The following is a 22,425-nucleotide window of genomic DNA, read 5'->3' on the forward strand; positions in this document are numbered from 1 at the left end:
GCGATCTCTTGAGCTTCTAAATGATCGCGAGACACGCTCGCTCCTACCGTTGATAGGTACAGCCTGTTTAGTGCGTTAACGAAGCCGCTGATGTCTGTTCTTTAGGCGACAGTTTGAACACGTAGAACAATACCGTCAGCAGAATCAGGAACGCCGGGCCTACAAACAGGGCCACGCGGGTTTCTTCGAAGTAGGCCATCAAACCGACGACCATCAGCAAGAACGCCAACGCCGCGTACGAGCTGTAAGGGTAGAGCCACATGCGGTATTTGAGGCTGGCCGCTTCTTCTGGGCTGAGGTTTTTGCGAAAGCGCAACTGCGCCAGCAAGATCATCAACCACGTCCAGATTGCACCAAAGGTCGCGATCGCCGTCACCCACACAAACACTTTTTCAGGCGCCAGGTAGTTGAGCACCACGCCCAGCAGCAACATCGCAATCGACAGCAACAGCGCGTTACGCGGCACGCCGTTCTTGGACGTGCTGGCGAAGCTGGCCGGGGCCTGGCCATTTTGCGCCAGGCTGTAAAGCATGCGCCCGGTGCTGAAAATGCCGCCGTTACAGGACGACAAGGCGGCCGTGATCACCACGAAGTTGATGATGCCAGCGGCGGTCTTGATGCCCAGACGCTCGAAGGTCATCACAAACGGGCTACCCTGGGTGCCGATTTCGTTCCATGGGTAGATCGACAGAATCACGAACAGTGCGCCCACATAGAACAGCAGAATGCGCCAGAACACCGAGCCAATCGCGCTTGGAATGGTCTTTTGCGGATTCTTCGCTTCACCGGCGGTCAGGCCGATCATTTCTACGCCGAGGTAGGCAAACATCACCATTTGCAGGGACATGAGTACGCCCTGGATGCCATTGGGCATAAAGCCGCCGTGGGTCCAGAGGTTGGAGATACCCAGCGCCACGCCGTTATTGCCGAAACCGAAGGCAATGATGCCGATACCGCCGAGCACCATCGCAATGATGGTGACGATCTTGATCAAGGCAAACCAGAACTCGAACTCACCGAATGCCTTGACCGCAATCAGGTTGATCGAGCCCATGCTGATCAGCGCCGCCAAGGCCCAGATCCAGCGCGGAACGTCAGGGAACCAGATGCCCATGTACACAGCGACCGCAGTGATTTCCGCGACACAGGTCACCAGCCACAGGAACCAGTAGTTCCAGCCGGTCAAAAAGCCCGCCAATGGGCCGAGGTAGTCTTGAGCGTAGCGGCTGAAAGAGCCGGCTACCGGGTTGTGCACGGCCATTTCGCCGAGTGCGCGCATGATCACCAGAATGGCCAGGCCACCCAGGATGTAAGACAGCATGATGGCCGGACCGGCCATTTCGATGGCTTTGGCCGAGCCCAAAAACAGGCCGACGCCGATACAGGCGCCAAGCGCCATCAAGCGGATATGGCGTTCGCCCAGCTCGCGTTTAAGCGGGCCGCCCTGCGCGGTTTCACCGTGGGATGGGGGGTTGCCGACTGGCATAAAAGTACAACCTCATATTGTTATTGGATGTGCATCAGCAGAGCGCTCTATTAAGCCGGGCCGGTTGCCTGGCTCGCCCTTGTGAACGGCTCGTACCTTGTGGGTTGGCCGGTCATAAGGGAAACGCCCTACTGAGATCGGCGGCGAGTATTGCACAGGGTTGGTGCACAGTCATTCCCCTACCTAGGACGTATTTACCCCTCTAGAAGGCTCTATCCCTACATTTTCAGCGATTGCACGTTGCCTCCATCCTGAGAAGAAAAGTCTCTGTAAGGCCTTCACAAATCCTTCGCCTACGTCGAGCACCGTCTACGCTTGTGATAAGCGCAATCAATAGACGCACGTGGATCGACTGACTATGGGCGCACTGTGGCATTCCAATTCCAATAAAACTTCGGAGCCACCAGCAACAATGGCAGAGCCCCCGTCGCCGCCACAAAAGCCAAAAGGCCGGGGCAAACGCTATGCATGGCGTCTGTTCTGGCTGTTGCTGCTGGTGGGACTGATTGGTCTGGGCTTTGCCATCGCCAAAGAAGTACGCAGCTCGAAACTCCAGGCACGTGAGTTCAGCCGCTTTGCCGCCTCCCTCAGCTATTCAATGCACACAGGCCCCAGCAACTCGATGCTCTACCCCGGCAACGGGCCTTTCGATCAACGTTTGGGTTACAGCGCACTGGGTGACTTTTTGCCGCGCCTGCTAAAACGCGGCTACGTGATCGAACAACAGACACGCTTTTCACCTGAGCTACTGAGCTACAGCCAAAAAGGCTTTTTCGTCCCGTACGCAGAAAAAATTCAGGCCGGACTTTCCATCACTGACTGCTCGGGCACCCCGCTCTATCAATACAAGTACCCGCAGCAGCTGTACGCCAACTTCGCGCAAATTCCGCCGGTGGTGGTGCACAGTCTGCTGTTTATTGAAAACCGCGACCTGCTGGATCCCAAGCAACCGTTGGCCAATCCGGCCGTGGACTGGCCGCGTTTTGCCATGGCCGCGTACTCGCAAATCGCCAAAATGCTGCATCTGCCAGGGCAGTCGGCGGGGGGCAGCACGTTGGCCACACAGTTGGAGAAATACCGGCATTCGCCCGATGGCCTGACGGTGTCGGGCAGCGAGAAACTGCGGCAGATGATTTCAGCCAGCGTGCGGGCCTATCAGGATGGCCCACAGACTTTGCTGGCCCGGCAAAAAGTGGTGCGTGATTACCTAAACAGCGTGCCGCTCTCCGCAGTGCCCGGCCACGGCGAAGTTCACGGCATGGCTGAAGGGTTGCGTGTGTGGTACGACAGCGATTTCAATCAGGTCAATCAGCAACTGGCCAGCACCGCCACGGATGCCCGCAGTCTGGCAAGCAAGGGGCTGGCCTTGCGCGAAGTGTTGTCGCTGATGATTGCCCAGCGACGGCCCTCGTATTATTTGACCAAAGGCCGCAAAGAACTGGCGCAACTGACCGACAGCCACATCCGCTTACTGGCGCAGAACAATGTGATAGACGCTGCACTGGCGTCTGCCGCGCTGGCCAGCCAGGCGACCTATCGTGACTGGCAACTGGCGCCGACCACTCAGCCCATCGAAACCAACAAGGGCATCAGCGTGGCCCGCAGTCGCTTGTCGACGCTGCTCCAGCGCCCGCTGTATGACCTGGACCGCCTTGATCTGTCGGCCACCAGTACCTTGCAGGCAGACTTGCAAGCTCAGGTCAGCACTTACCTGCAGCAACTGGCCGACCCCGACGTTGCCAGCAAACTTGGCCTGCTGGGGCCGAGCCTGTTGACTCCGGCCAGCACCGCGCAAGTGCGTTACAGCTTCACCCTGTTTGAACTCACCCCGGACGGCGCGCGAGCGCGGGTGCAGACCGACAGCACTGATCAGCCGTTCGACATCAACGAAGGCAGCAAGCTGGAGCTGGGCTCGACCGCCAAACTGCGGGTGCTGACCACCTACTTGCAGATTATTTCCGAGCTGCATGATCGATACGGCGAGCAGTCCAGCGCCACCCTGAAAAAAATCCCGATGACCGATCAAGATCCCCTGACCCGCTGGGCCTTGGGCTATCTGATTCAAAACCCCGGCGCCAAACTCGCCAACATGCTTGATGCGGCCCTCAATCGCCAATATTCAGCCAACCCGGGCGAAGGGTTTTTCACCGGTGGCGGCATGCATCACTTCCACAATTTTCGTAACCAGGACAACAACCGCAGCCCCAGCTTGCGCGACGCGATACGTGAGTCAATCAACCTGCCGTTTGTACGGCTCATGCGCGACGTGGTGCGGTACACCTCCTATCAATCGCCGAGCAACAACTCCGACCTCTTGAGCGATGATCAAAACCCGCGTCGCCAGGAATACCTGAGCCGCTTCGCTGACCGCGAAGGCACCACTTACATGCTCAAGTTCTGGAAAAAATACAAAGGCAAAGACTCAACGGCGCGCCTTGATACCTTCCTCGACAGCATGCACCCGACCGCGATCCGAATGTCAGCCGTGCATCGCTACCTGTTCCCGAACGCAGACCAGGCCGCATTCAACAATTTTGTCCGCTCTCATCTGCGCACCGACAAAGTCACTGACGAACGCTTGAGCAAGCTCTACCAAAGCTATGGCCCGGGAGCCTACAACCTGCCGGATCAGGGCTACATTGCCAAAGTCCACCCGCTGGACCTGTGGCTGTTGGGCTATTTACTAAAAAACCCGCAGGCCACCTTCCAGCAAGCCGCCGCTGCCAGCGAGTTTGAGCGTCAAGAGGTCTACAGCTGGCTGTTCAAAAGCCGTCACAAGAGCGCCCGCGATAGCCGGATTCGCACCATGCTGGAGATCGAGGCGTTCCTGGACATTCATCAGCGCTGGCAGAAAGTGGGCTACCCGTTTGACCATCTGGTGCCCTCTCTCGCGACCGCATTGGGCAGCTCAGGGGATCGCCCGGCAGCGCTCTCCGAACTGATGGGTATTATCCTCAACGATGGCGTACGTTTGCCGGTGTTGCGCATTGATACCCTACATTTCGCCGCCGATACCCCCTACGAAACCCGTTTGGTCAACGACCCGGACAAAGGCGTGCGGGTCATGCCCAGCGAAGTAGCGACCGCGATTCGCGAAGCCCTGTCACAAGTGGTCGATGCGGGTACTGCGCGACGGGTATCGGGCAGTTTCAAACTCACTGATGGCAGCCCCTTGGCCATGGGCGGCAAGACCGGCACCGGTGACAACCGGATCGAGAGTATGGGCGCGGGGGGGCGGATCATCAGTTCCAAGTCGATCAATCGCACTGCCACGTTCGTGTTTTACATCGGCCCGAAACACTTCGGCACCCTGACCGCCTTCGTTCCGGGCAGCTCGGCGCAAGCCTTCAAATTCACCTCAGCGCTCCCAGTGCAAGTGCTCAAAGGCATGGCACCGATCCTCACGCCATACCTGCAAACCGATACCCATACCTTGTGCCAGGCACCCGCCCTCGCCCATCACTTGTAGCCGTTGTCGAAGGCTGCGGTGGGCTGCGCAGTGGCCCCCTCTTTTTTGGAATCTACAGACAACGTCGCTTAGGACTTTTTCGCAGCCTTTGGCAATGGCGGCAAGACTCGCCTAGCATTGTTGCGAATCATTACCGCTCATCAGCTCTGTTTGCGCACTCTAAAGATATATCTTAAGTTGCTTCTCACAAACACAGAGGACCAAGAGAAATGAGAGAGCATCACCCCCATCCCCCCCATCGCGAACACAACGTCGGTCAAGACGGCTTTGAAAAGCGTGCCGGTCAACGCGGTGGTCGCGGCCCACGCGTATTCGCCCCCGGCGATCTGAAATTACTGCTGCTGGCATTGATTGCCGAGCAGCCCTGCCACGGCTATGACCTGATTCGCCAGATCGAAGGGATGTTCGATGGCGCTTACAGCCCGAGCCCCGGCGTGATCTACCCGACCCTGACCTTTCTTGAAGAAAGTGAACTGATTGAAGGCGACGCTGCAGGCGGGAAAAAGCGCTATAGCGTGACCGACGCCGGTCGCCAATCGCTGATTGATCAAGCCATTGCCCTGGACGGTGTGCGCATGCGCATCGACGTCAGCAAACGTTCCTTGCGCGGCCATGATCGCCCTGCCGAAATTCACGAGGCGGTACACAACCTGCGCCATGCCTTGCAAATGCACCATGGGCGCTGGAGCCCGGCTGAAATTGCCCGCGTGCGCGACCTGCTCAACACCACCGCCAAAGCCATCGTCGATGGCCCTGTCACTGCCCAGCCTGCGCAGGAGAACGCTGAATGAATACCGCTAATACCCAGACCATTCACCGCGTCATGCATGAAATCAAACGTCGCAAATTGAACGTATTGCGCGTGGTCGACCTGACCCCGCGCATGCGGCGCATCACCGTGGGCGGGCCCGAACTGGCAGGCTTTATCAGCCTGGGTAGCGACGACCATGTGAAGCTGTTTTTCCCACAGACCGCCGAGGAACAGGCCGCGCTTGAAAACCTGGAGTTAAGCGCCGGGGCCAAAAGCAAAACCTTGCCCCCTATGCGCGACTACACCCCACGCCGCTATGACCTGGACACGCTCGAGCTGGATCTGGATTTTGTGTTGCACGGTGACGGCCCTGCCTCCACCTGGGCAGCGCAAGCCCAGCCGGGTCAGTTTTTGCACATCGGCGGCCCGCGCGGCTCAATGATCGTGCCGGACATTTTCGACCGTTATCTGCTGATCGGTGACGAAACCGCCCTGCCTGCGATTGCTCGTCGCCTTGAAGAGTTGCCGGTCAATCGCCATGCACTGGTCGTGGTTGAAGTCGAGAACGCGCAAGAAGAACAGCCGCTCGAAAGCGCCGCTTCAGTCGAGGTGATTTGGGTCCACCGTGATGCGCCAGCCGAGGATTTGCTGCGCACCGTCGAAAGCTTGAACATCCCGAGTGGCAACCTGTACGCATGGGTCGCCACCGAAAGCGCGCTGTCACGCAAAGTGCGCCGGGTATTACTCGACACCCATGGCTTGAACGAGGAATTCGTCAAGGCCGCAGGCTACTGGCGTCTGGATGACAGCGCCGAAGAGTAAGCGTTCTGCCAAAACCACGTCGGAGCTGCCCCAGGCTGCGATTTTTTGATCTTAAAAAATCGCAGCCTCGGGCAGCTACCGCCACTAGAGTGCGCGTTTATACCGATCCACAGCAACGACCATCAGCGCCACGCCAACAAACCCCGCCAAGATTCCTAACGCGTTCACAAAGGTCTGTGCATAGCCCAGTTTTTCGACATCTATAAATGGATACGGGTATACACCTAGCAGGTGCCCTCTGAGCAAGATGTAGGCGAAGTACACGATCGGGTACAGGCCCCATAACCCGATATGGCTCAGGCGTAACGCCCCCTTGGGCACGCAAAACCACCAGTACAGCGTGAACAGGACCGGCATGACGTCATGCAGCAACTCATTGGCCAGCCATTGCAGGCCTTGAGGCTGCCACAGGTTACGCAGCAACAGGCTGTACGCCACACCCACCACGATAATGCTCACGACAACACCGCTGCTGACCCACGGCTGCAGGAAAAACGTCCTGCCCTTTGAGCTGCGCGTATCTGCCGCATAGGTCAATACCGTCGCGACCAGGGTGTTGGTCAAAATGGTGAAAAAACTGAAGTAGTTCACCAGCCCGCCCAGCAGGCTCGCGCCCGATGTCCAGCGAGCGAGCAGTACCATGTCGAGCTGAATCGCCAGCCCGCTCCAGCCCAACAGGGCCATCAAGGTCAAGAGCAGGTGCTTGTGCATGGCCCTCATACGCGATTCAAATCTCGCGTTTGGTGCGGGCGTATTTCACGTAGAGCTTTTCGACCTTTTCCCGCGCCCAGGGCGTTTTGCGCAAGAACGTCAGGCTCGACTTGATGCTCGGATCGCTCTTGAAGCAGCGAATATCAATGCGCTCAGCCAGCCCTTCCCACTCGTAATGCGCCACCAGCGCAATGAGGATTTGTTCCAGCGTCACGCCGTGCAATGGGTTGTTGTTGGGTTCAGTCATGCCGAGCCTTTTTAAACAGAAGAAGGAAAGCCGCGCACCTTAGCCGAGCCCCTGCTCAGGGGGAAGTCATTTGGCACACGGGGAGTCTAGCCGGGGCAAAACCGATGTGGAGAAAGTTCCGAGTGGCGCGATTAAATGAAATGTTATATTGTAACCATTAGTGGCGTTATCCAGAGCGCCCAGCGCCCGCGCTTTCATCACCCTTGCCAAGGAACCTGCAATGTCTTGCCCTGCATTCCCACGCCACCTGCGTCGTCTGCGCCTGACTCCGCTTGCCACCTCATTGCTTATTGCCTCACCCGCCTACGCCTTGGAACTGCAAACTCAAGTGATCACCGGCAACCCCTTGGGCAGCAGCCAATTGGCAGCACCGACCACCGTATTGGAAGGTGACGACCTCACGCTGCAACAACAAGGCAGCCTCGGTGAAACCCTGAACAAACAACCGGGTGTGTCTTCGTCCTACTTCGGCCCGGGGGCCAGTCGGCCCATCATTCGCGGCCTGGATGGCGACCGGATTCGCATTTTGCGCAATGGCGTTGGCGCATTGGACGCTTCGTCACTGTCGTACGATCACGCGGTGCCACTGGACCCGGTCAACGTTGAGCGCGTCGAAATCGTACGCGGCCCGGCCGCCCTGTTGTATGGCGGCAACGCCATCGGCGGCGTGGTCAACACCTTCGACAATCGCATCCCCACCGAAGCCATTGACGGCATTCATGGCGCAGGCGAACTGCGTTATGGCGGCGCCGACACCACACGCAGCAGCGCGGGCAATCTGCAAGCCGGTGACGGCACGTTCGCCTTGCATCTGGACGCCAACGCCCGCGAGTTCAACGACCTGAAAATCCCCGGCTACGCCCGTGACCGGCATGCCCCGGCAGGCGACGATGACGACGACCAAAAGAAAGGCCGTTTGGGCAACAGCAGTGGCCGTCAAGACGGCGGCGCGGTAGGCGGTTCCTACACGTGGGACGATGGCTACGCAGGCTTGTCCTTTAGCAATTACGACGCCAATTACGGCTCACCGGCCGAGCAAGACGTGCGCATCCGCATGAAGCAGGATCACTACGCTTTCGCGTCAGAAATCCGCAATCTGCAAGGCCCTTTCAGCTCGCTCAAATTGAATGCCGGTTACACCGATTACCAACACAGCGAAATTGAAGGCGGCGAAGTCGGCACCACCTTCAAGAACAAAGGCTACGAAGCGCGCATCGAAGCTCGTCACGTGCCTATCGGCCCGCTCAACGGCGTGATTGGCGCGCAGGTCAATCGCAATGAATTCTCGGCCTTGGGCGAAGAAGCCTTCGTGCCGCAGACTGATACCAACAGCGGCGCTCTGTTCATACTCGAAGAATTACAAGCCCCCGACCGTCTCAAACTCAGCCTCGGCGGGCGCTTGGAACACACCGTGGTCGACCCGCAGGCCAAGGGCAATGAGCGCTTCGAGGCCGCTGACAGCGCCAAAACCTTCACCGCGGGCAGCCTGTCTTCAGGCGCCGTATTCACCCTGACCCCGATCTGGTCGTTGGCCGCCACCTTGGGCTACACCGAACGTGCGCCCACCTTCTATGAGCTGTATGCGAATGGCGCGCACGTCGCCACTGGCACCTACGAACTGGGCAACGCTAACCTGTCGAAAGAAAAAGCCGTGTCCAGCGACCTGGCACTGCGCTTTGACAATGGCACCCACAAAGGCAGCGTCGGGGTGTTCTACAGCCACTTCTCCAATTACATCGGCTTGCTGGGCACAGGTCGTACCTTGAATGACGAAGGTGAGCCGGACGCAAACGGTATTCCGGAATACACCTATTCCGGGGTACGGGCACGTTTCAACGGCTTTGAAGCCTCGGATCACTGGAAGCTGGGCGAAAGTGCCTACGGAAAATTTGCACTGGAACTGTCAGGCGATTACACCCGCGCCACCAACCTCGACACCGGCGAAGCCTTGCCACGCATTGCCCCATTGCGCCTGAGCAGTGGGTTGCTGTGGGGGCTGGACCGCTGGCAAGCGCGGCTCGATGTTGAACACGCAAGTAATCAGGGTCGCGTACCCGACAACGAGTCGGGCACCCGTGGCTACACCACCCTGGGTGTCAGCGCGGGCTATCACTTTGATGTCGGCCGCAGCCAATGGCTGGCCTTCGTCAAAGGCGACAACCTGACCAATGAGACTGTGCGCTATGCCAGTTCGATTCTGCGTGACATTGCCCCGGCGCCGGGGCGCGGGATTGAGGTTGGCTTGCGTACAACCTTCTAATTTGTGCACCGCTCCTTCGTGGGGGGTGGGGCAGCCTGCGATCTTTAAATAGTGATGGATGAAACGTCAAAAGATCGCAAGTTGCCCCAGTCCCCACAGGTTTTGGCGACTCATTTTCAAAACTCCTTCACGCCCTCATTTTCCGCAAACACACATGAACGTGAGGCAAAAAGCCTCTGAGACGAACGGTCGCAGCACACTGTTACAGAATCAGAAATGATCCATGTCACTTAAAGTGCTGTTTCTAAACGTTTCTGCGCTTTATCATTCGCGCACTAAGGACTGAAACGTTTCATTCGGCCCTTAAATCTCAGAGTGTGAGTCCTGTCGCCAAAGACAGCGCTACCCACGCTACAGCCATACCAAAAAGACCTTCATCTCGACCTATGTCCACATTCTTGACTTTGCGCAAACACCGCGTGCTATTCCCTATGGCCGGGCAAAAAGCCCTGACCTTGATCGGCGGCATCACCGCACTGGGCCTCGCCAGTTGCGCCCAAGCTGCTCCAGCTTTCGACAGCGACTCAAAATGGATGCTGGGCGATTGGGGCGGCACCCGTACCGAACTGGAAAAGCAGGGTTATAGCTTCTCGCTCGATTACGTGGGCGAAGTGGGTTCCAACCTGCACGGTGGCTATGACCACGACCGTACAGCGCGTTACAGCGATCAGTTCGGCCTGGGCACTCACCTGGACTTGCAGAAAATTTTGGGCTGGGACGACGCTGAGTTTCAACTGACGATTACCCAGCGCAGCGGCAACAACATCAGCAACGACCGGATCAATGATCCACGGGTTGGCGGCTTCACCTCGGCGCAAGAAGTCTGGGGCCGTGGCCAAACTACCCGCCTGACGCAGATGTGGTACAAGCAAAAGTTCTTCGATCAGAAGCTCGACATCAAGGTCGGCCGCTTTGGTCAGGGCGAAGACTTCAACAGCTTCCCCTGCGACTTCCAGAACCTGGCGTTCTGTGGTTCACAGGTCGGGAACTGGGCAGGCAGTATTTGGTACAACTGGCCCGTCAGCCAATGGGCACTGCGGGTCAAATACCACCTGACGCCTGAGCTGTACGCACAGGTCGGCGCTTATGAGCAGAACCCGTCCAACCTGGATCGCGGTAACGGCTTCAAACTCAGCGGCAGCGGCACTCAAGGTGCGGTGTTGCCCGTTGAGCTGGTATGGACTCCGAAGATTAATGGCCTGCCAGGTGAATACCGCGCCGGTTATTACTACAGCAGCGCCAAGGCCACCGACGTTTACAAGGATGCCAATGGCCAGCCGGCGGCCTTGAGCGGCGAAGCCTATCGCAGCAGTTCGAGCAAACACGGTATGTGGCTGGGGGTGCAACAACAACTGACCACCCGCGCCAGTGATCAATCCCGGGGGTTGAGCGTCTTCGCCAACGCCACGGTGCACGACAAGAAAACCAACGCCATCGACAACTATGTCCAGGCAGGCGTTGTGTACAAAGGGGTGTTCGATGCACGCCCCAAAGACGACATCGGCTTCGCGATGGCTCGGGTACACGTTAACCCGGCTTTTCGTAAAAACGCTGAAGTCACCAACCAGGCTCACGCCATTTACAACTTCGACAACCCGGACTACTTGCCACCTCAGGACACTGAATACAGCGCCGAATTGTATTACGGCGTGCATGTCACTAACTGGCTGACCGTGCGACCGAACCTGCAGTACATCCGCCATCCAGGTGGCGTCAACCATGTTGATGACGCCTTGATCGGCGGCCTGAAAATTCAAAGTTCGTTCTGACGAACGAGCTACAAGCCGCAAGTTGATAGCTAACCGCTTGAAGCTTGCCGCTTGCAACTTGCAGCTACATTTCATTTACAACGGAGAACCACACTATGAGCACTGATGGTGCTTTCAGTAGAAACCGCCTGCTACCGACATTGCTCGGTATCTTGCTGGTGCTAATGGGCCTGGCCATGTTGGTCGGGGGTATCAAGCTGGTCACGCTCGGCGGGTCGATGTATTACCTGCTGGCCGGTATCGGTTTCGGTTTATCGGGCGCACTGCTGATCGCCGGGCGCCGCGCGGCGCTGGCTCTGTACGCACTGGTTCTGTTCGCCAGCACCGTATGGGCGCTGGTGGAAGTCGGTCTGGACTGGTGGCAACTGGTGCCACGTCTGGCGCTGTGGTTCGCCATCGGTATCGTCCTGCTGTTGCCATGGTTCCGTCGTCCGCTGTTGTGCGGTCAGTCGGCACCGGTGGCCACTGGCGCACTGAGCATCGCCGTGATCTTGGCGGGTGTTGCTGCACTGGCTAGCCAGTTCACCAACCCTGGCGAAATCAAAGGCGAGTTGGATCGCGATGCCGTACCGGGCATGGCCAACACCGCACCGGCCATGCCGGATGGCGACTGGCAGTCCTACGGCCGTACCGGTTATGGCGATCGTTACTCCCCCCTGAAAGAAATCACCGCGCAAAATGCGCACAAACTGGTCCCAGCCTGGACCATGCGCACCGGTGATATTCCTGGTGAAGGCGATCCGGGTGAAACCACTGCCGAAAACACCCCGTTAAAAGTCAACGGCATGCTGTATGTGTGTACCCCACACAGCCAGGTGATCGCCCTTGACCCAGACAGCGGCAAGGAAATCTGGCGCTACGATCCGAAGATCAGCACGCAAAACGCTGCCAACTTCAAAGGCTGGGCACACATGACCTGCCGCGGCGTGAGCTATCACGACGAAAACGCCTACGCCAAAGCCAGCACTGAACAAAGCGCTGCCGAGCCTGCTGCTGCTTCAAGCAACGCGTGCCCACGTCGCCTGTTCTTGCCGACTGCCGACACCCGTCTGATTGCACTCAATGCCGACACCGGTAAAGTCTGCGAAGAGTTCGGTGACCACGGTTCGGTAGACCTGCGCCACAACATCGGCAGCTTTGCACCAGGCGGCTACTACTCCACCTCGCCACCTGCCGTGACCAAAGACTTGGTTGTGATTGGCGGCCACGTGACCGACAACATCTCCACTGACGAGCCATCCGGCGTGATCCGTGCGTACGACGTACGTACCGGCAAGCTGGTGTGGAACTGGGACAGCGGCAACCCGGACGACACCACGCCGATTGCCGAAGGCAAAACCTACACCCGTAACTCGCCTAACATGTGGTCGGTATTCTCGGTCGACGAAAACCTCGGCATGCTGTACCTGCCGATGGGCAACCAGATGCCTGACCAATATGGCGGCGACCGTACCGAAGACTCCGAGCGTTACAGCGCAGGCGTGACTGCTCTGGACATCAACACCGGTAAAGTCCGTTGGTATCGTCAGTTCACTCACCATGACCTGTGGGACATGGACGTGGGCGGTCAACCTACCCTGATGGACCTCAAAACCGCTGATGGCGTGAAACCGGCTCTGCTGGCCTCGACCAAGCAAGGCAGCATCTACGTTGTTGACCGTCGCACTGGCGAAGACATCGTACCGATCCGTGAACTCCCGGCACCGGGCGGCGCAGTTGCTGGCGACCACACCGCGCCAACCCAACCGCGTTCGGACCTGAACATGATTCCGCCAGAACTGACTGAGCGTGACATGTGGGGCGTTACCCCGTTCGACCAAATGCTGTGCCGGATCAACTTCAAATCCCTGCGTTACGACGGCATGTACACCCCGCCATCGCTGCAAGGTTCGATCGTGTATCCAGGCAACTTCGGCGTGTTTGACTGGGGCGGTATCTCGGTCGACCCAGTGCGCCAGATCGCATTCCTGAACCCTAGCTACATGGCCTTCACCTCCAAGCTGGTTCCACAGGCAGAGGTTGCAGCCATGGGTCCACGTAAAGGCGAAACCTCGGGCGTACAACCGAACAAAGGCGCACCTTACGGCGTGATCCTGGAACCTCTGTTGTCGCCAGTTGGCTTGCCTTGCCAGGCACCTTCGTGGGGTTACGTTGCTGCGGTCGACCTGACCAACAACAACGTCATCTGGAAACACAAAAACGGCACCGTGCGTGACAGCTCGCCGGTACCGATCCCACTGCCAATGGGCGTTCCAAGCCTGGGCGGCACCGTTACCACAGCCGGTGGCGTTGCCTTCCTGAGCGGCAGCCTTGACCAATACCTGCGTGCGTACGACGTAAACAACGGTAAAGTCCTGTGGGAAGGTCGCCTGCCAGCAGGCGGCCAAACCACTCCAATGACCTACACCGGCAAAGACGGCACCCAATACGTGGTCGTCATGGCGGGCGGTCATGGTGGTCTGGGCACCAAAAAAGGTGACTACATCATGGCGTTTAAACTGGCTGAGTAAGTTTTACAGCTGGTTTTAGAGAAGGCGGCTATCGCGAGATAGCCGCCTTTTTTGTGGGTGGGGTTTGAGACTAACTGGCGCGCGCTGCCAGTTGCGCTTCACGGGCGGCGATGGCGAGTTCTAACTCTGGGGAGCGCTTGGCCCATTGCTCGGGTGGGAGGGGTTTGGACCATTCGATGATGTCGGGATGATCAAGAGTGGGCGGTGGAGAAAGCTTCCACGTTTGGAGCATAAATACGATGGGGCCGCCAAAAATAAAAATACCTGCAAATAACCATGCAGCCTTTAGGAACTCACCTGCCCGCACGTGCTGCCATATACCGTTCGCGTATTCACAACAAACACCCCAGATAACCCCCCGCCCTTTCAAATTAGCGCGACCGCTTTCAAAGTCATTACCTTGAGGCAAAATATGAGGACCTATTTCCATATAACTGCGTATACATTCCCACTGCGACATGGCTGCTTCGTTGCCGCCACAGTTAAACCCCAACATAAAATGTTTATTGTTTTCTGCCACTAGGGCATTGGGGTTATCGAAACCGATAAATAATAAGCCTGTTGTAGTTCGCCCAGCCTGACTGACAGACGAGTGTTGAGAGGCCGCGGCAGTTACCGTTTCCCATGGCACGATCCAGTATTCACCCTCTCCACGGGGGACACAGACTTCACGGCGCTGGCGGTTAAAGCGGATGGGTAAAGGGGTTGGACGGAGCAAGCCGTACAAAAACATAAGCGAGGGAATACCGATAATTATCGCAGTGCCTATTCCAATTATGTAGAACGTAGCGTCATTCCATGAGTAATATCCCATGACTGAAAACATCAACGACATAACCCAAATTGACATAACTGCGCCTGCGACATTGAAATTTCCAACATCTAAGAACACATCATTTTTTCGCCAAATCATATTTAACCTATCCATAGGTTTTTTTCCTGTTGGAATAGGAAATGGTGCCAAATAATCTTGCTGCGAAAACAAGTTTTTTTTACTCGTGCCGGCGGCTGGCATACTCATCGTTTGATACCTGGCTGCAAACCGACCGAGTATCTTACGCAGAACTCATTATCAAATACTTGGTCATCACAGGAAAATAATTCACCGCTAATCAGGTGGAAATTAAAAATCATACTACGCCATCCTCGCTGCTAGTTCGGCTTCACGTTGGGCGATGGCGAGTTCTAACTCTGGGGAGCGCTTGGCCCATTGTTCGGGCGGGAGGGGTTTTGACCATTCGATGATGTCTGGACAAGGAAACTCTGGTAAAGGATAAAGTTTCAATCGCTCAAGAGCGTCAATAAGAAAAGTATTAAATATAAATACCCCACAAAAGCCCTCCCACAACAAAGCCATAAACCAGCCTTTACGCTTAGCCGCTTTAAAAAGACTTTCCACGTAAGTAGCTAATATTCCTTTGGGGTGGTGAAATCTCGCACTATTATCCTGTACGACATGCGGCCCTACTTCCATAAAACTGCGCATACACTCCCACTGCGCCATCGCCCCCTCATTTGACCCGCAATTAAATCCTAAAAAAAAGTGCTTGTTTCCAGCCTCTCCCTGTACATCCGGATTATCGAAACCTATCAACAGCATCCCCATAGAATGCTTTCCCACTTGACTGACAGTCGAGTGCTCAGAGGTTGCGGCGGTTACCGACTCCCACGGCACAATCCAGTATTTTCCGTCTTTAAGAGGGACACAGACTTCTCGGCGCTGGCGGTTGAATCGAATGGGTAAGGGGGTTGGCTTGAAGAGGCTGTAGATCAACATCAGTATAGGAATAATCAATATACAAGCTCCATACAGATAGATGCCAGAGTCGTTCGTCATATAAGCAAGGGATATGAAAAGCAAAATCATTGGCCATAATATTAATATTCCAGACCCAATGCTGTAACTCCCAATATCTAAATACACATCATTTTTACGCCAAATCACGTTAACCATGTCAACTGCCACCTCGCCTGTGGGTATAGCTAAGGGGGCCAGGTAATCTTGTTGAGAAAACAGACCTTTCTTTCTCGTGCCTGCAGTTGGCAAGCTCATCGTTTGATCCCCGGCTGCAAATAAATTGAACGTTGCTGACCGTCCAATTGATAACGCTTTGCGCTGTCCAACTCTGGCGTTGGGTCATTACGCAAGGCGATTACTCCGGTTGCAGCGCTCAATGTGAACGCAACACCTTGTTCTCCACCTACAAATTTGAGAGCGCCTAGCATTGAGGTCAAGGGGGTTTGGTATCTCAAGCGCAAAGACACTGTGGTGGGTTGCGATCCAAACAAGTTAGGCACAGTGTTGAATGGTCCGCTCAAACGTAAACCCTGCCCTTGAGTATGCGGAATCCACTCACAACGACTGTGGTGTATCCAGCAGTCGCCAATATCTTGCATAGGATCTTCACGAGAGTATTTCCCCTCGCCATTTTTTATCCGCTCGCGCATCGCCAGAGTATCTAGCGGATTACCAATCAGGGTTATATCTAGATATGCATTACTGGGTTCTGCTCCTGGCAGATCTATGGTGAGGGTTTTGATCGAACTTTTCATTACACCTGATTGCAAAGAATTTATCACACCCTTTGGCTCTGCGGATTCAAAGCTGACTCTGGGGGTGTAAAGAATGCCGTATAAGCGATTAAGTTCATCTTGCTGGGCATCAAATGTAATTGGGGTCAGGTTTCTTGCACGTGACCTAGACCAGCAACAATAATTTAGAAAATTCTGCATCGGCGTTTGCTGGAAATACCAAGCGATCAGGTAAAGCACACCCAGTACAGCAATCAGAAGGTTAAGCGGCCCCATCCAAAATAAAAATCGTGACAGTGCAAATGCAACACTGAGATTTCCGCTTAGAGCTCTAAAAGTGTAAATCGCCCCATTGAGTGCTACAGCCCCACCAGTAAAAATTTGGCCGCCAACAATGTTTTTACGCATTTGTAGCCACGGATCGATAGAGCATTGCGAATTTTCAAGTTGTAGTTGGAGAGATTTAAACTCGTTGATTGCAGCCACACCAGAAAGTGCTCCAATAATCCCTCCAAGGAGAGTCCGTACAGGTGCTGCGGCTAAACCGATCGAAAATCGAGCTGTCTTACTAACCTGACTATCAACCACTGCCACCAATGCCGCTCCGGCATATAGCTTCGCCGACCAAGTGTCATATATCCGTTGTTGATCCATCCCCTCCAACTCACTTGCCTGCGCCAGATAATTACTGGCATTCCAACTGTTGAGCAGTAACGCTGTCAGGGCGATCAAACCGCCACTGTTTTTAACTGCCACAGAGTCGACTATTTTTGAAACGTGACCGCGGCCGATGGCTTTACCCGTGGTATTGACCCATTGCGCGAGGTCTTCCGCAGCCTTGCCAAACTGCTGTAAGACTTGATATTTGCCTTGGCTAACTAATCGTAGGCCAATTTGATGAGCGGCTCGGGTGGCGGTCATGATGGCCAGCCAAGGCCCTTTAAGCGGTTCCCCTGCTTTGCTGCTAAGCAACAACAGTGATGCGCTCAAGCGTTTTACTAGGGTGTTCCAAAGACTATTAGCGTTGCCCGCCATAGCACTGAGGCCAGACAAGATATTGATACCCTCTGGCCCCAGTACCTTGCTCATTGCAGCTATCGCATTGGCCTGATTCTCACTACTCAGCGCCGCAACCAACTCAACGGCACGACTGCTGGTATTGACCGCGCCCTCAAGTGTCGGCCTCCAGCCGTAAAACAGCTGCCGCAACGCCCCGTCATCCGCACTGCGCACGTACGCTGCATATTGCTCTGCCCCGACGTTGCGCAAGCACTGGGCGCTCAGGCACGCCAAGGCCAACTCATCGAGCCATTGGCGATGTTCGCTATCGTGGTAATCCACAAACCACGTGCCGCTGTGGTGTCGCAGCAAGTAGACGCCACGGTCGGCGTAAAGCGTTTCGTGTCGTTTCTTAAGATGTTCAAAGTGTGCCGGAGCCGTTTCGTCAAGCCATTGGTTCATGGCTGGCAGGTCGATGTACTCCTCAACTTTATCGCTGACATGACGATTTTCGAGGTTGGCGACTTTGACATCACGGTAGTCACGGACTACCCCTTCGATTTCAGTGTGAAGTTGATGCGGGATAAAGCCTCGAACAGGCGCTACGGCGGCCTTTACATCAGCTTTCACCTTAAGCAAGAGTGCATCAGCCTCTTCGTGGCTGTACTGACGACCGCGTTGCTGGTTGATGCGTGATTCTTCTTTGAACAATTCATCCAATCGATGATGAGCCTTGAGCAAGGTTTTACCCTGTTCTGGCGTCAATTCAATATCGTGCTCGCGATAGCGATAACTCAGGTTTCCCGCAAGTTCTGCGCCGTCTTCTGTAATCAAGCTGCGCACAAACCCGCCAATACTCAGCCGCAGGTTGTTGTCGGCTTGCCACTGTTCATGCCGAGATTCGACGAGTTCTTGTTCGTGGTTGATGTCGCGTAATACGCCGAGGTCATCGTCCAGGCAAGCCAGTACGGTGTACAAGCCGCGTGATTGGGTGTGGGCGGTTTCCATCAGGCTTTGGGTCGTGGTCGGTGCCCATGGCACGGCGCTCCATTCACCCGGCGCAGGGATGTCATCGGGAACCGGGGGGTACTGCGCAGCAACTTTGGCTCGCTCACTGAGCCAACGCTGGGTGTCGGTGTAGTCTTTGATCGTGCTGGGTGTCGGATCGTTGATAGCTTCTTTGCCCAACTGCTCTGCCTGCTTGTGCAGGGCGGGTTGATTACGCTGGTAATCAATCGCCAGCGCCAAGTCATAGGTGCTCGGGATCAGCTCGGCCATGAGCGTGTTGGCTTCTGTCAACGGCACGCAATGCGGCGCTTGCAGGGTGTTGGCGACTTGCCGCAGGTCGAGGCGGCGCATGCGTTTGGCACGATTTTCGGGTTCGCTGAGGTGCGCGCAGGAGGTCGAGTTCAGCGGGATTTCGCTGTAGAGCATCCAGGCTTCCTGGTGCTTGTCCAACGCGATACCGCTGTGGGTGCCGACATTGATGACGGTGTCATCGTCCTCCAGTTCTTGTTCGCGCAGCAGGTGGTTTTCAGCCATCGCATAACGCTGAAGCGGGCCGTTGCCTTGCCACACATAGACAAATCCCGTGCGCAAAAGACGGGCTGCCATGGGGTGGCTTTTGGGCTCGACCCCGGGCTGACAGGCCGAGTGGCTGGCAGGCTCTTCGCTGAGGGCGTAGCGCACGGGGACCACGAAGATCTGCGGCTGGCTGGCCGGACATTGCTGCACGGTGCTGTTGATGTCGACGTGTTCGCGGGCGTTGGCTGCGCGTCTGGCTTCAGCCAGATTGACCACTGTGGCAAGGCTTTTATCGAGGCTCATACCGCGCTCTCTCTGGGGGTAAATTGTGAAATCAATTGGTCCAGAACCTGTTCCAGACGCCGCTCAGGCGATGCATCACGCTGACTCAACAACTGGCGATACACCTCTTGGCCCGACCCGTCGGGAAACTCATCGCCAAAGGCGGCATACACACTTGCCCAGGCCATCACTTCGTTGTCTGCGCTGTAGCCCTGACGTGCCGCATGACGCTGACATCTCTGCGCCCACTCCTGCTGGGCCTGCGCGTCAAGGCCCTGCAAGCAATGAGGAAAGTAACGCTGGCAATGGGCAACAAGGTGTTGCGTGAACAACTCACGCTGGGCTTGGCAAAGGTGCTCCAACTCTTGCGCACTTAAACTCAACCAAGGCGTCGCTGCGTATTGGCCACAAGGCTGCTCAGGATTTTTCTGATGGATGACAAGCCCCGCGGGTAATCGGATGCAGCGCACCGGCCCCATCAGTCGATCACGCTCGGCCTCGGCCAAATCCGCTAGCCACAGGCGGGCAATGCACGGGTCGTAATAGCGGAAAAAAGCGCTGACATCGCCCTCCAGCCGGACATGGATCAGGCTGCGCAGATGCTCAACCACGTGGACCTCATTTGCGTCAGATTCCAGCCAGATACCTGCACTGGCCTGCCATTGATCGACAAAGGTACTGGCCAGCGCACTGCCCGGCTCAACCGGAACTAACACCGGGCCAAAAGAGGCCATCCCGGCGTAGCGGGTGGTCAGATACAGCGAATGTGTCACGGTGATTTTTGCCAGCTCAAACAGGCGCGGGTAGAGATGTGGGATCAGGTTGCTGTCGAGCAACAGATAGGCGCGAGTCATGCTTGCCCCTCCTTAAGTGTTTGACAGACCAGGCACACGGGCGCTTTTTGGGCGCTTGCGCGGAGAAAGGTTCGTTGCTGGGATTCAAGCGCCACCGCCGTCATCACCTCGACCCCATCCGGCACCGCCAACAAGGCAGGCATGCCCGGTATCGGCACGCCCCCGGGCAAAATCGGTGAGCTGCTGTAAATCCCGGCCGGTGTGAGTTGCAGGTGTTGCCCACCCGCCATCAGGGTCATGCTCGCGCCGCCGTTCACCACCAACGTGGCCCCGGCCTTGATGTGTGCGTGGACCCCGGCTTCAATCGCCATCACCAGCCCCACCCGGGTGTGGCTGCTGACGGCGACGGCCTGAAAGTCATTGCCTTGCAGTTCAATCTTTCGATCCGCAGTGACGGTCTGCTGGTCTTCTGCTCCAAGCACCACCACGCTGTTGCCCACGATGGTTTCTTCTCGCTTGCCGTCGACTTGCACGTGGCTGTCGTTTTCGATGTGTTGCGCCATATCGCGCTGGGCATGCAGGTAGATTTTTTCCTGACCTGTGCGGTCTTCGATGCGCAGCTCGTTATAGCCACCGCCCGCCAGTGAGCTGCGACTGCGAAAGATGCTTTGGGTTTTCTCGGCCGGCAACTGGAGTGCGCTTGGGGTGAGGCTCGACACCAGGCAGCCCGACACCACGGGCTGGTCAACATCCCCTTCGAGGTAGCTGACCAATACCTCCATGCCCACTCGGGGGATGGTCACGGCGCCGTGGCTGTCGCCTGCCCAACTGGACGCCACACGCAGCCAGCAACTGCTGGTGTCGTCGTCCACCCCGCTGCGATCCCAATGAAAGCTGACTTTGACTCGGCCAAACTGATCGCAGTGGATTTCTTGACCCGCCGGGCCGGTGACACGCGCCGTCTGGTTGCCATGCAAACGCGGCCTGTCGAAGACGATGGGCGAGCGGTAGGTCACGTTCTCTGGAGTGGCGAGAAAGCAGTTGCGATAGCCCTGGGCAAAGTCCAGGGCATGCTCGATCTGCGATTGGCCGCCCTGCTCTTCCAGCACCTGCGGCTGCTTGCCTTCGTGGTGAACGCGGGTCAACAACCACGGCGCATTCCAGTCGCTGTAGGGATGCTGACTCAGGGTCAGAAAATGGCCACTGCTCAAGGTCGGCTGATCGCTGTGGCCGCTGGCCTGACGGTAATCGCTCTGATGCTGCTCCAGGGCTCTCTGGCTTTGGCGTTCGCCGTGGGCGTCGTTGCTGAAACGGCCGGGGTAGGTGTAATGCTCAAGCGGGCGTCGATTGAGGTCGGCGCGGCTCTGCGCCTGGAGCGTGCGGCTGGCAGTCTTGAAATCGTAATCGCGACGCAGGGTGCTGTTGGTCCGGGTTGTCAGGCGCAGATCAAAGCGGTCGACTGCCGCTTCTTGGGCCACCATGCCAGCGTTTTGCACGTAGGGTGTCGCCCGCTCCAACGCAGTGAAAGCCGTCTGACCATCGCCGAACTGCAAATAATGGGCGTCGGACGAATGCTTGAAGTGATAGTGAATACCCTCTTCAAAACACAGCCGCTGAATAAAGTGCAGGTCTGATTCGCCGTACTGCACGCAGTATTCACGCGGCGCGTAGGTCGCCTGCAGGGAAAAGCCGTAAATCGTGCTGAGAATGCCGTGCTCTTCGAGCAGGGTTTCGATGATCTGCTGCACGGTCTTATTCTGAAAAATACGCTGATTCGTGCGGTGCTCAAGGTAAGCCAAGCGCGGGACCAGCGTCAGACGATACAGGCTCAAGCGTTTACCGGGGCTGCTGTGGGCGATGCGATAAATCTGCCCGTGGATGCCATGCCCCTGTCGATCAAACCCAAGAAAGGCCGAAGTGTGCAGCAACGCTTCGAGGTCCAGATCAGCGCGATCACACACCAGTTCGACGTCAAACGAGAAGGGGCTGCTGATCGCTTCGTCACCGCTGAATGCCAGCACCTGGACCGGGTGAGCGCATGCAGTGAGGGTCAGGCTGAACGAAGTGTCGCGAGCAATTGCGGGCATCCATGACTCCTCAGGCGTAAGGGCTCACTTGCGAGGAAGCAGCCTCAACACAAAGGGATGAACGCTAAAGGATGGACGCGGGAGTGGATGTAGGACGCTTCCCTAACTCTTGTTAGAAACGGGCCTTACTTTTATCGTGTCTCGCGGTCCTGTGTTTTTAAAGACCAAAAGATCGCGCGCAA

General features: G+C 56.6%; 14 protein-coding genes. 6 read left to right on the forward strand and 8 right to left on the reverse strand.

The genetic code is table 11. The features are described 5' to 3' along the window. Positions 1-67: 67 nt before the first annotated feature. Positions 68-1,486 (reverse strand): amino acid permease, encoded by a 1,419-nt coding sequence (locus tag ACIQYF_RS17150; protein ID WP_402864232.1) that lies wholly within the window; start codon positions 1,484-1,486, stop codon positions 68-70. A gap of 412 nt (positions 1,487-1,898) precedes the next feature. Between ACIQYF_RS17150 and ACIQYF_RS17155 the strand changes: the two genes are divergently transcribed. The 3 genes from ACIQYF_RS17155 (at position 1,899) to ACIQYF_RS17165 (ending at position 6,528) form a co-directional block, all read left to right on the forward strand. Continuing rightward, on the forward strand, positions 1,899-4,955 hold the full coding sequence (locus tag ACIQYF_RS17155) for a transglycosylase domain-containing protein (RefSeq protein WP_402864234.1): 3,057 nt from the start codon (positions 1,899-1,901) through the stop codon (positions 4,953-4,955). Positions 4,956-5,164: 209 nt separating this feature from the next. Further along, positions 5,165-5,746 carry a PadR family transcriptional regulator gene (locus ACIQYF_RS17160; protein ID WP_402864236.1) on the forward strand — a complete coding sequence of 194 codons (582 nt, stop codon included), beginning with the start codon at positions 5,165-5,167 and terminating at the stop codon, positions 5,744-5,746. Next, positions 5,743-6,528 (forward strand): siderophore-interacting protein, encoded by a 786-nt coding sequence (locus tag ACIQYF_RS17165; protein ID WP_402864238.1) that lies wholly within the window; start codon positions 5,743-5,745, stop codon positions 6,526-6,528. The genes ACIQYF_RS17160 and ACIQYF_RS17165 overlap by 4 nt, the downstream gene beginning before the upstream one ends. Positions 6,529-6,612: 84 nt before the next feature. On the opposite strand, the gene ACIQYF_RS17170 is transcribed toward ACIQYF_RS17165, so the two are convergent. Beyond that, positions 6,613-7,248 carry a Pr6Pr family membrane protein gene (locus ACIQYF_RS17170; protein WP_402864240.1) on the reverse strand — a complete coding sequence of 212 codons (636 nt, stop codon included), beginning with the start codon at positions 7,246-7,248 and terminating at the stop codon, positions 6,613-6,615. Between the two features lie 7 nt (positions 7,249-7,255). Then, positions 7,256-7,486 (reverse strand): VF530 family DNA-binding protein, encoded by a 231-nt coding sequence (locus tag ACIQYF_RS17175; protein WP_055101051.1) that lies wholly within the window; start codon positions 7,484-7,486, stop codon positions 7,256-7,258. 220 nt (positions 7,487-7,706) lie between these two features. On the opposite strand from ACIQYF_RS17175, the gene ACIQYF_RS17180 reads away from it, so the two are divergent. The 3 genes from ACIQYF_RS17180 (at position 7,707) to ACIQYF_RS17190 (ending at position 14,025) form a co-directional block, all read left to right on the forward strand. Continuing rightward, positions 7,707-9,746, forward strand: a complete 2,040-nt coding sequence (locus ACIQYF_RS17180) for a TonB-dependent receptor (protein ID WP_402864244.1) — start codon at positions 7,707-7,709, stop codon at positions 9,744-9,746. Positions 9,747-10,132: 386 nt separating this feature from the next. Beyond that, positions 10,133-11,515 carry a carbohydrate porin gene (locus tag ACIQYF_RS17185; protein WP_402864246.1) on the forward strand — a complete coding sequence of 461 codons (1,383 nt, stop codon included), beginning with the start codon at positions 10,133-10,135 and terminating at the stop codon, positions 11,513-11,515. Positions 11,516-11,610: 95 nt separating this feature from the next. Further along, positions 11,611-14,025, forward strand: coding sequence for a glucose/quinate/shikimate family membrane-bound PQQ-dependent dehydrogenase (locus ACIQYF_RS17190; RefSeq protein WP_402864248.1), 2,415 nt, complete (start codon positions 11,611-11,613; stop codon positions 14,023-14,025). Between the two features lie 70 nt (positions 14,026-14,095). Here the strand turns inward: ACIQYF_RS17190 and ACIQYF_RS17195 are convergent, their stop codons facing one another. The 5 genes from ACIQYF_RS17195 to ACIQYF_RS17215 form a co-directional block, all read right to left on the reverse strand. Next, positions 14,096-15,046, reverse strand: a complete 951-nt coding sequence (locus tag ACIQYF_RS17195) for a DUF6708 domain-containing protein (RefSeq protein ID WP_402864250.1) — start codon at positions 15,044-15,046, stop codon at positions 14,096-14,098. A 114-nt stretch (positions 15,047-15,160) separates the two neighbouring features. After that, a complete protein-coding gene (locus ACIQYF_RS17200) occupies positions 15,161-16,078 on the reverse strand; it encodes a hypothetical protein (RefSeq protein WP_402864252.1) in 918 nt (305 codons plus the stop codon). Further along, positions 16,075-19,356, reverse strand: coding sequence for a toxin VasX (locus tag ACIQYF_RS17205; RefSeq protein ID WP_402864254.1), 3,282 nt, complete (start codon positions 19,354-19,356; stop codon positions 16,075-16,077). The genes ACIQYF_RS17200 and ACIQYF_RS17205 overlap by 4 nt, the downstream gene beginning before the upstream one ends. A gap of 23 nt (positions 19,357-19,379) precedes the next feature. Next, the gene (locus tag ACIQYF_RS17210; RefSeq protein WP_402864256.1) at positions 19,380-20,216 is read right to left on the reverse strand and encodes a DUF4123 domain-containing protein; all 837 of its coding nucleotides are present in this window, start codon (positions 20,214-20,216) and stop codon (positions 19,380-19,382) included. Further along, positions 20,213-22,243, reverse strand: coding sequence for a type VI secretion system tip protein VgrG (locus ACIQYF_RS17215; protein ID WP_402864258.1), 2,031 nt, complete (start codon positions 22,241-22,243; stop codon positions 20,213-20,215). The genes ACIQYF_RS17210 and ACIQYF_RS17215 overlap by 4 nt, the downstream gene beginning before the upstream one ends. Positions 22,244-22,425 lie beyond the last annotated feature (182 nt).

Source organism: Pseudomonas sp. NPDC096917 (genome assembly GCF_044762555.1).
In the GTDB taxonomy this organism is placed as follows: Bacteria; Pseudomonadota; Gammaproteobacteria; order Pseudomonadales; family Pseudomonadaceae; genus Aquipseudomonas.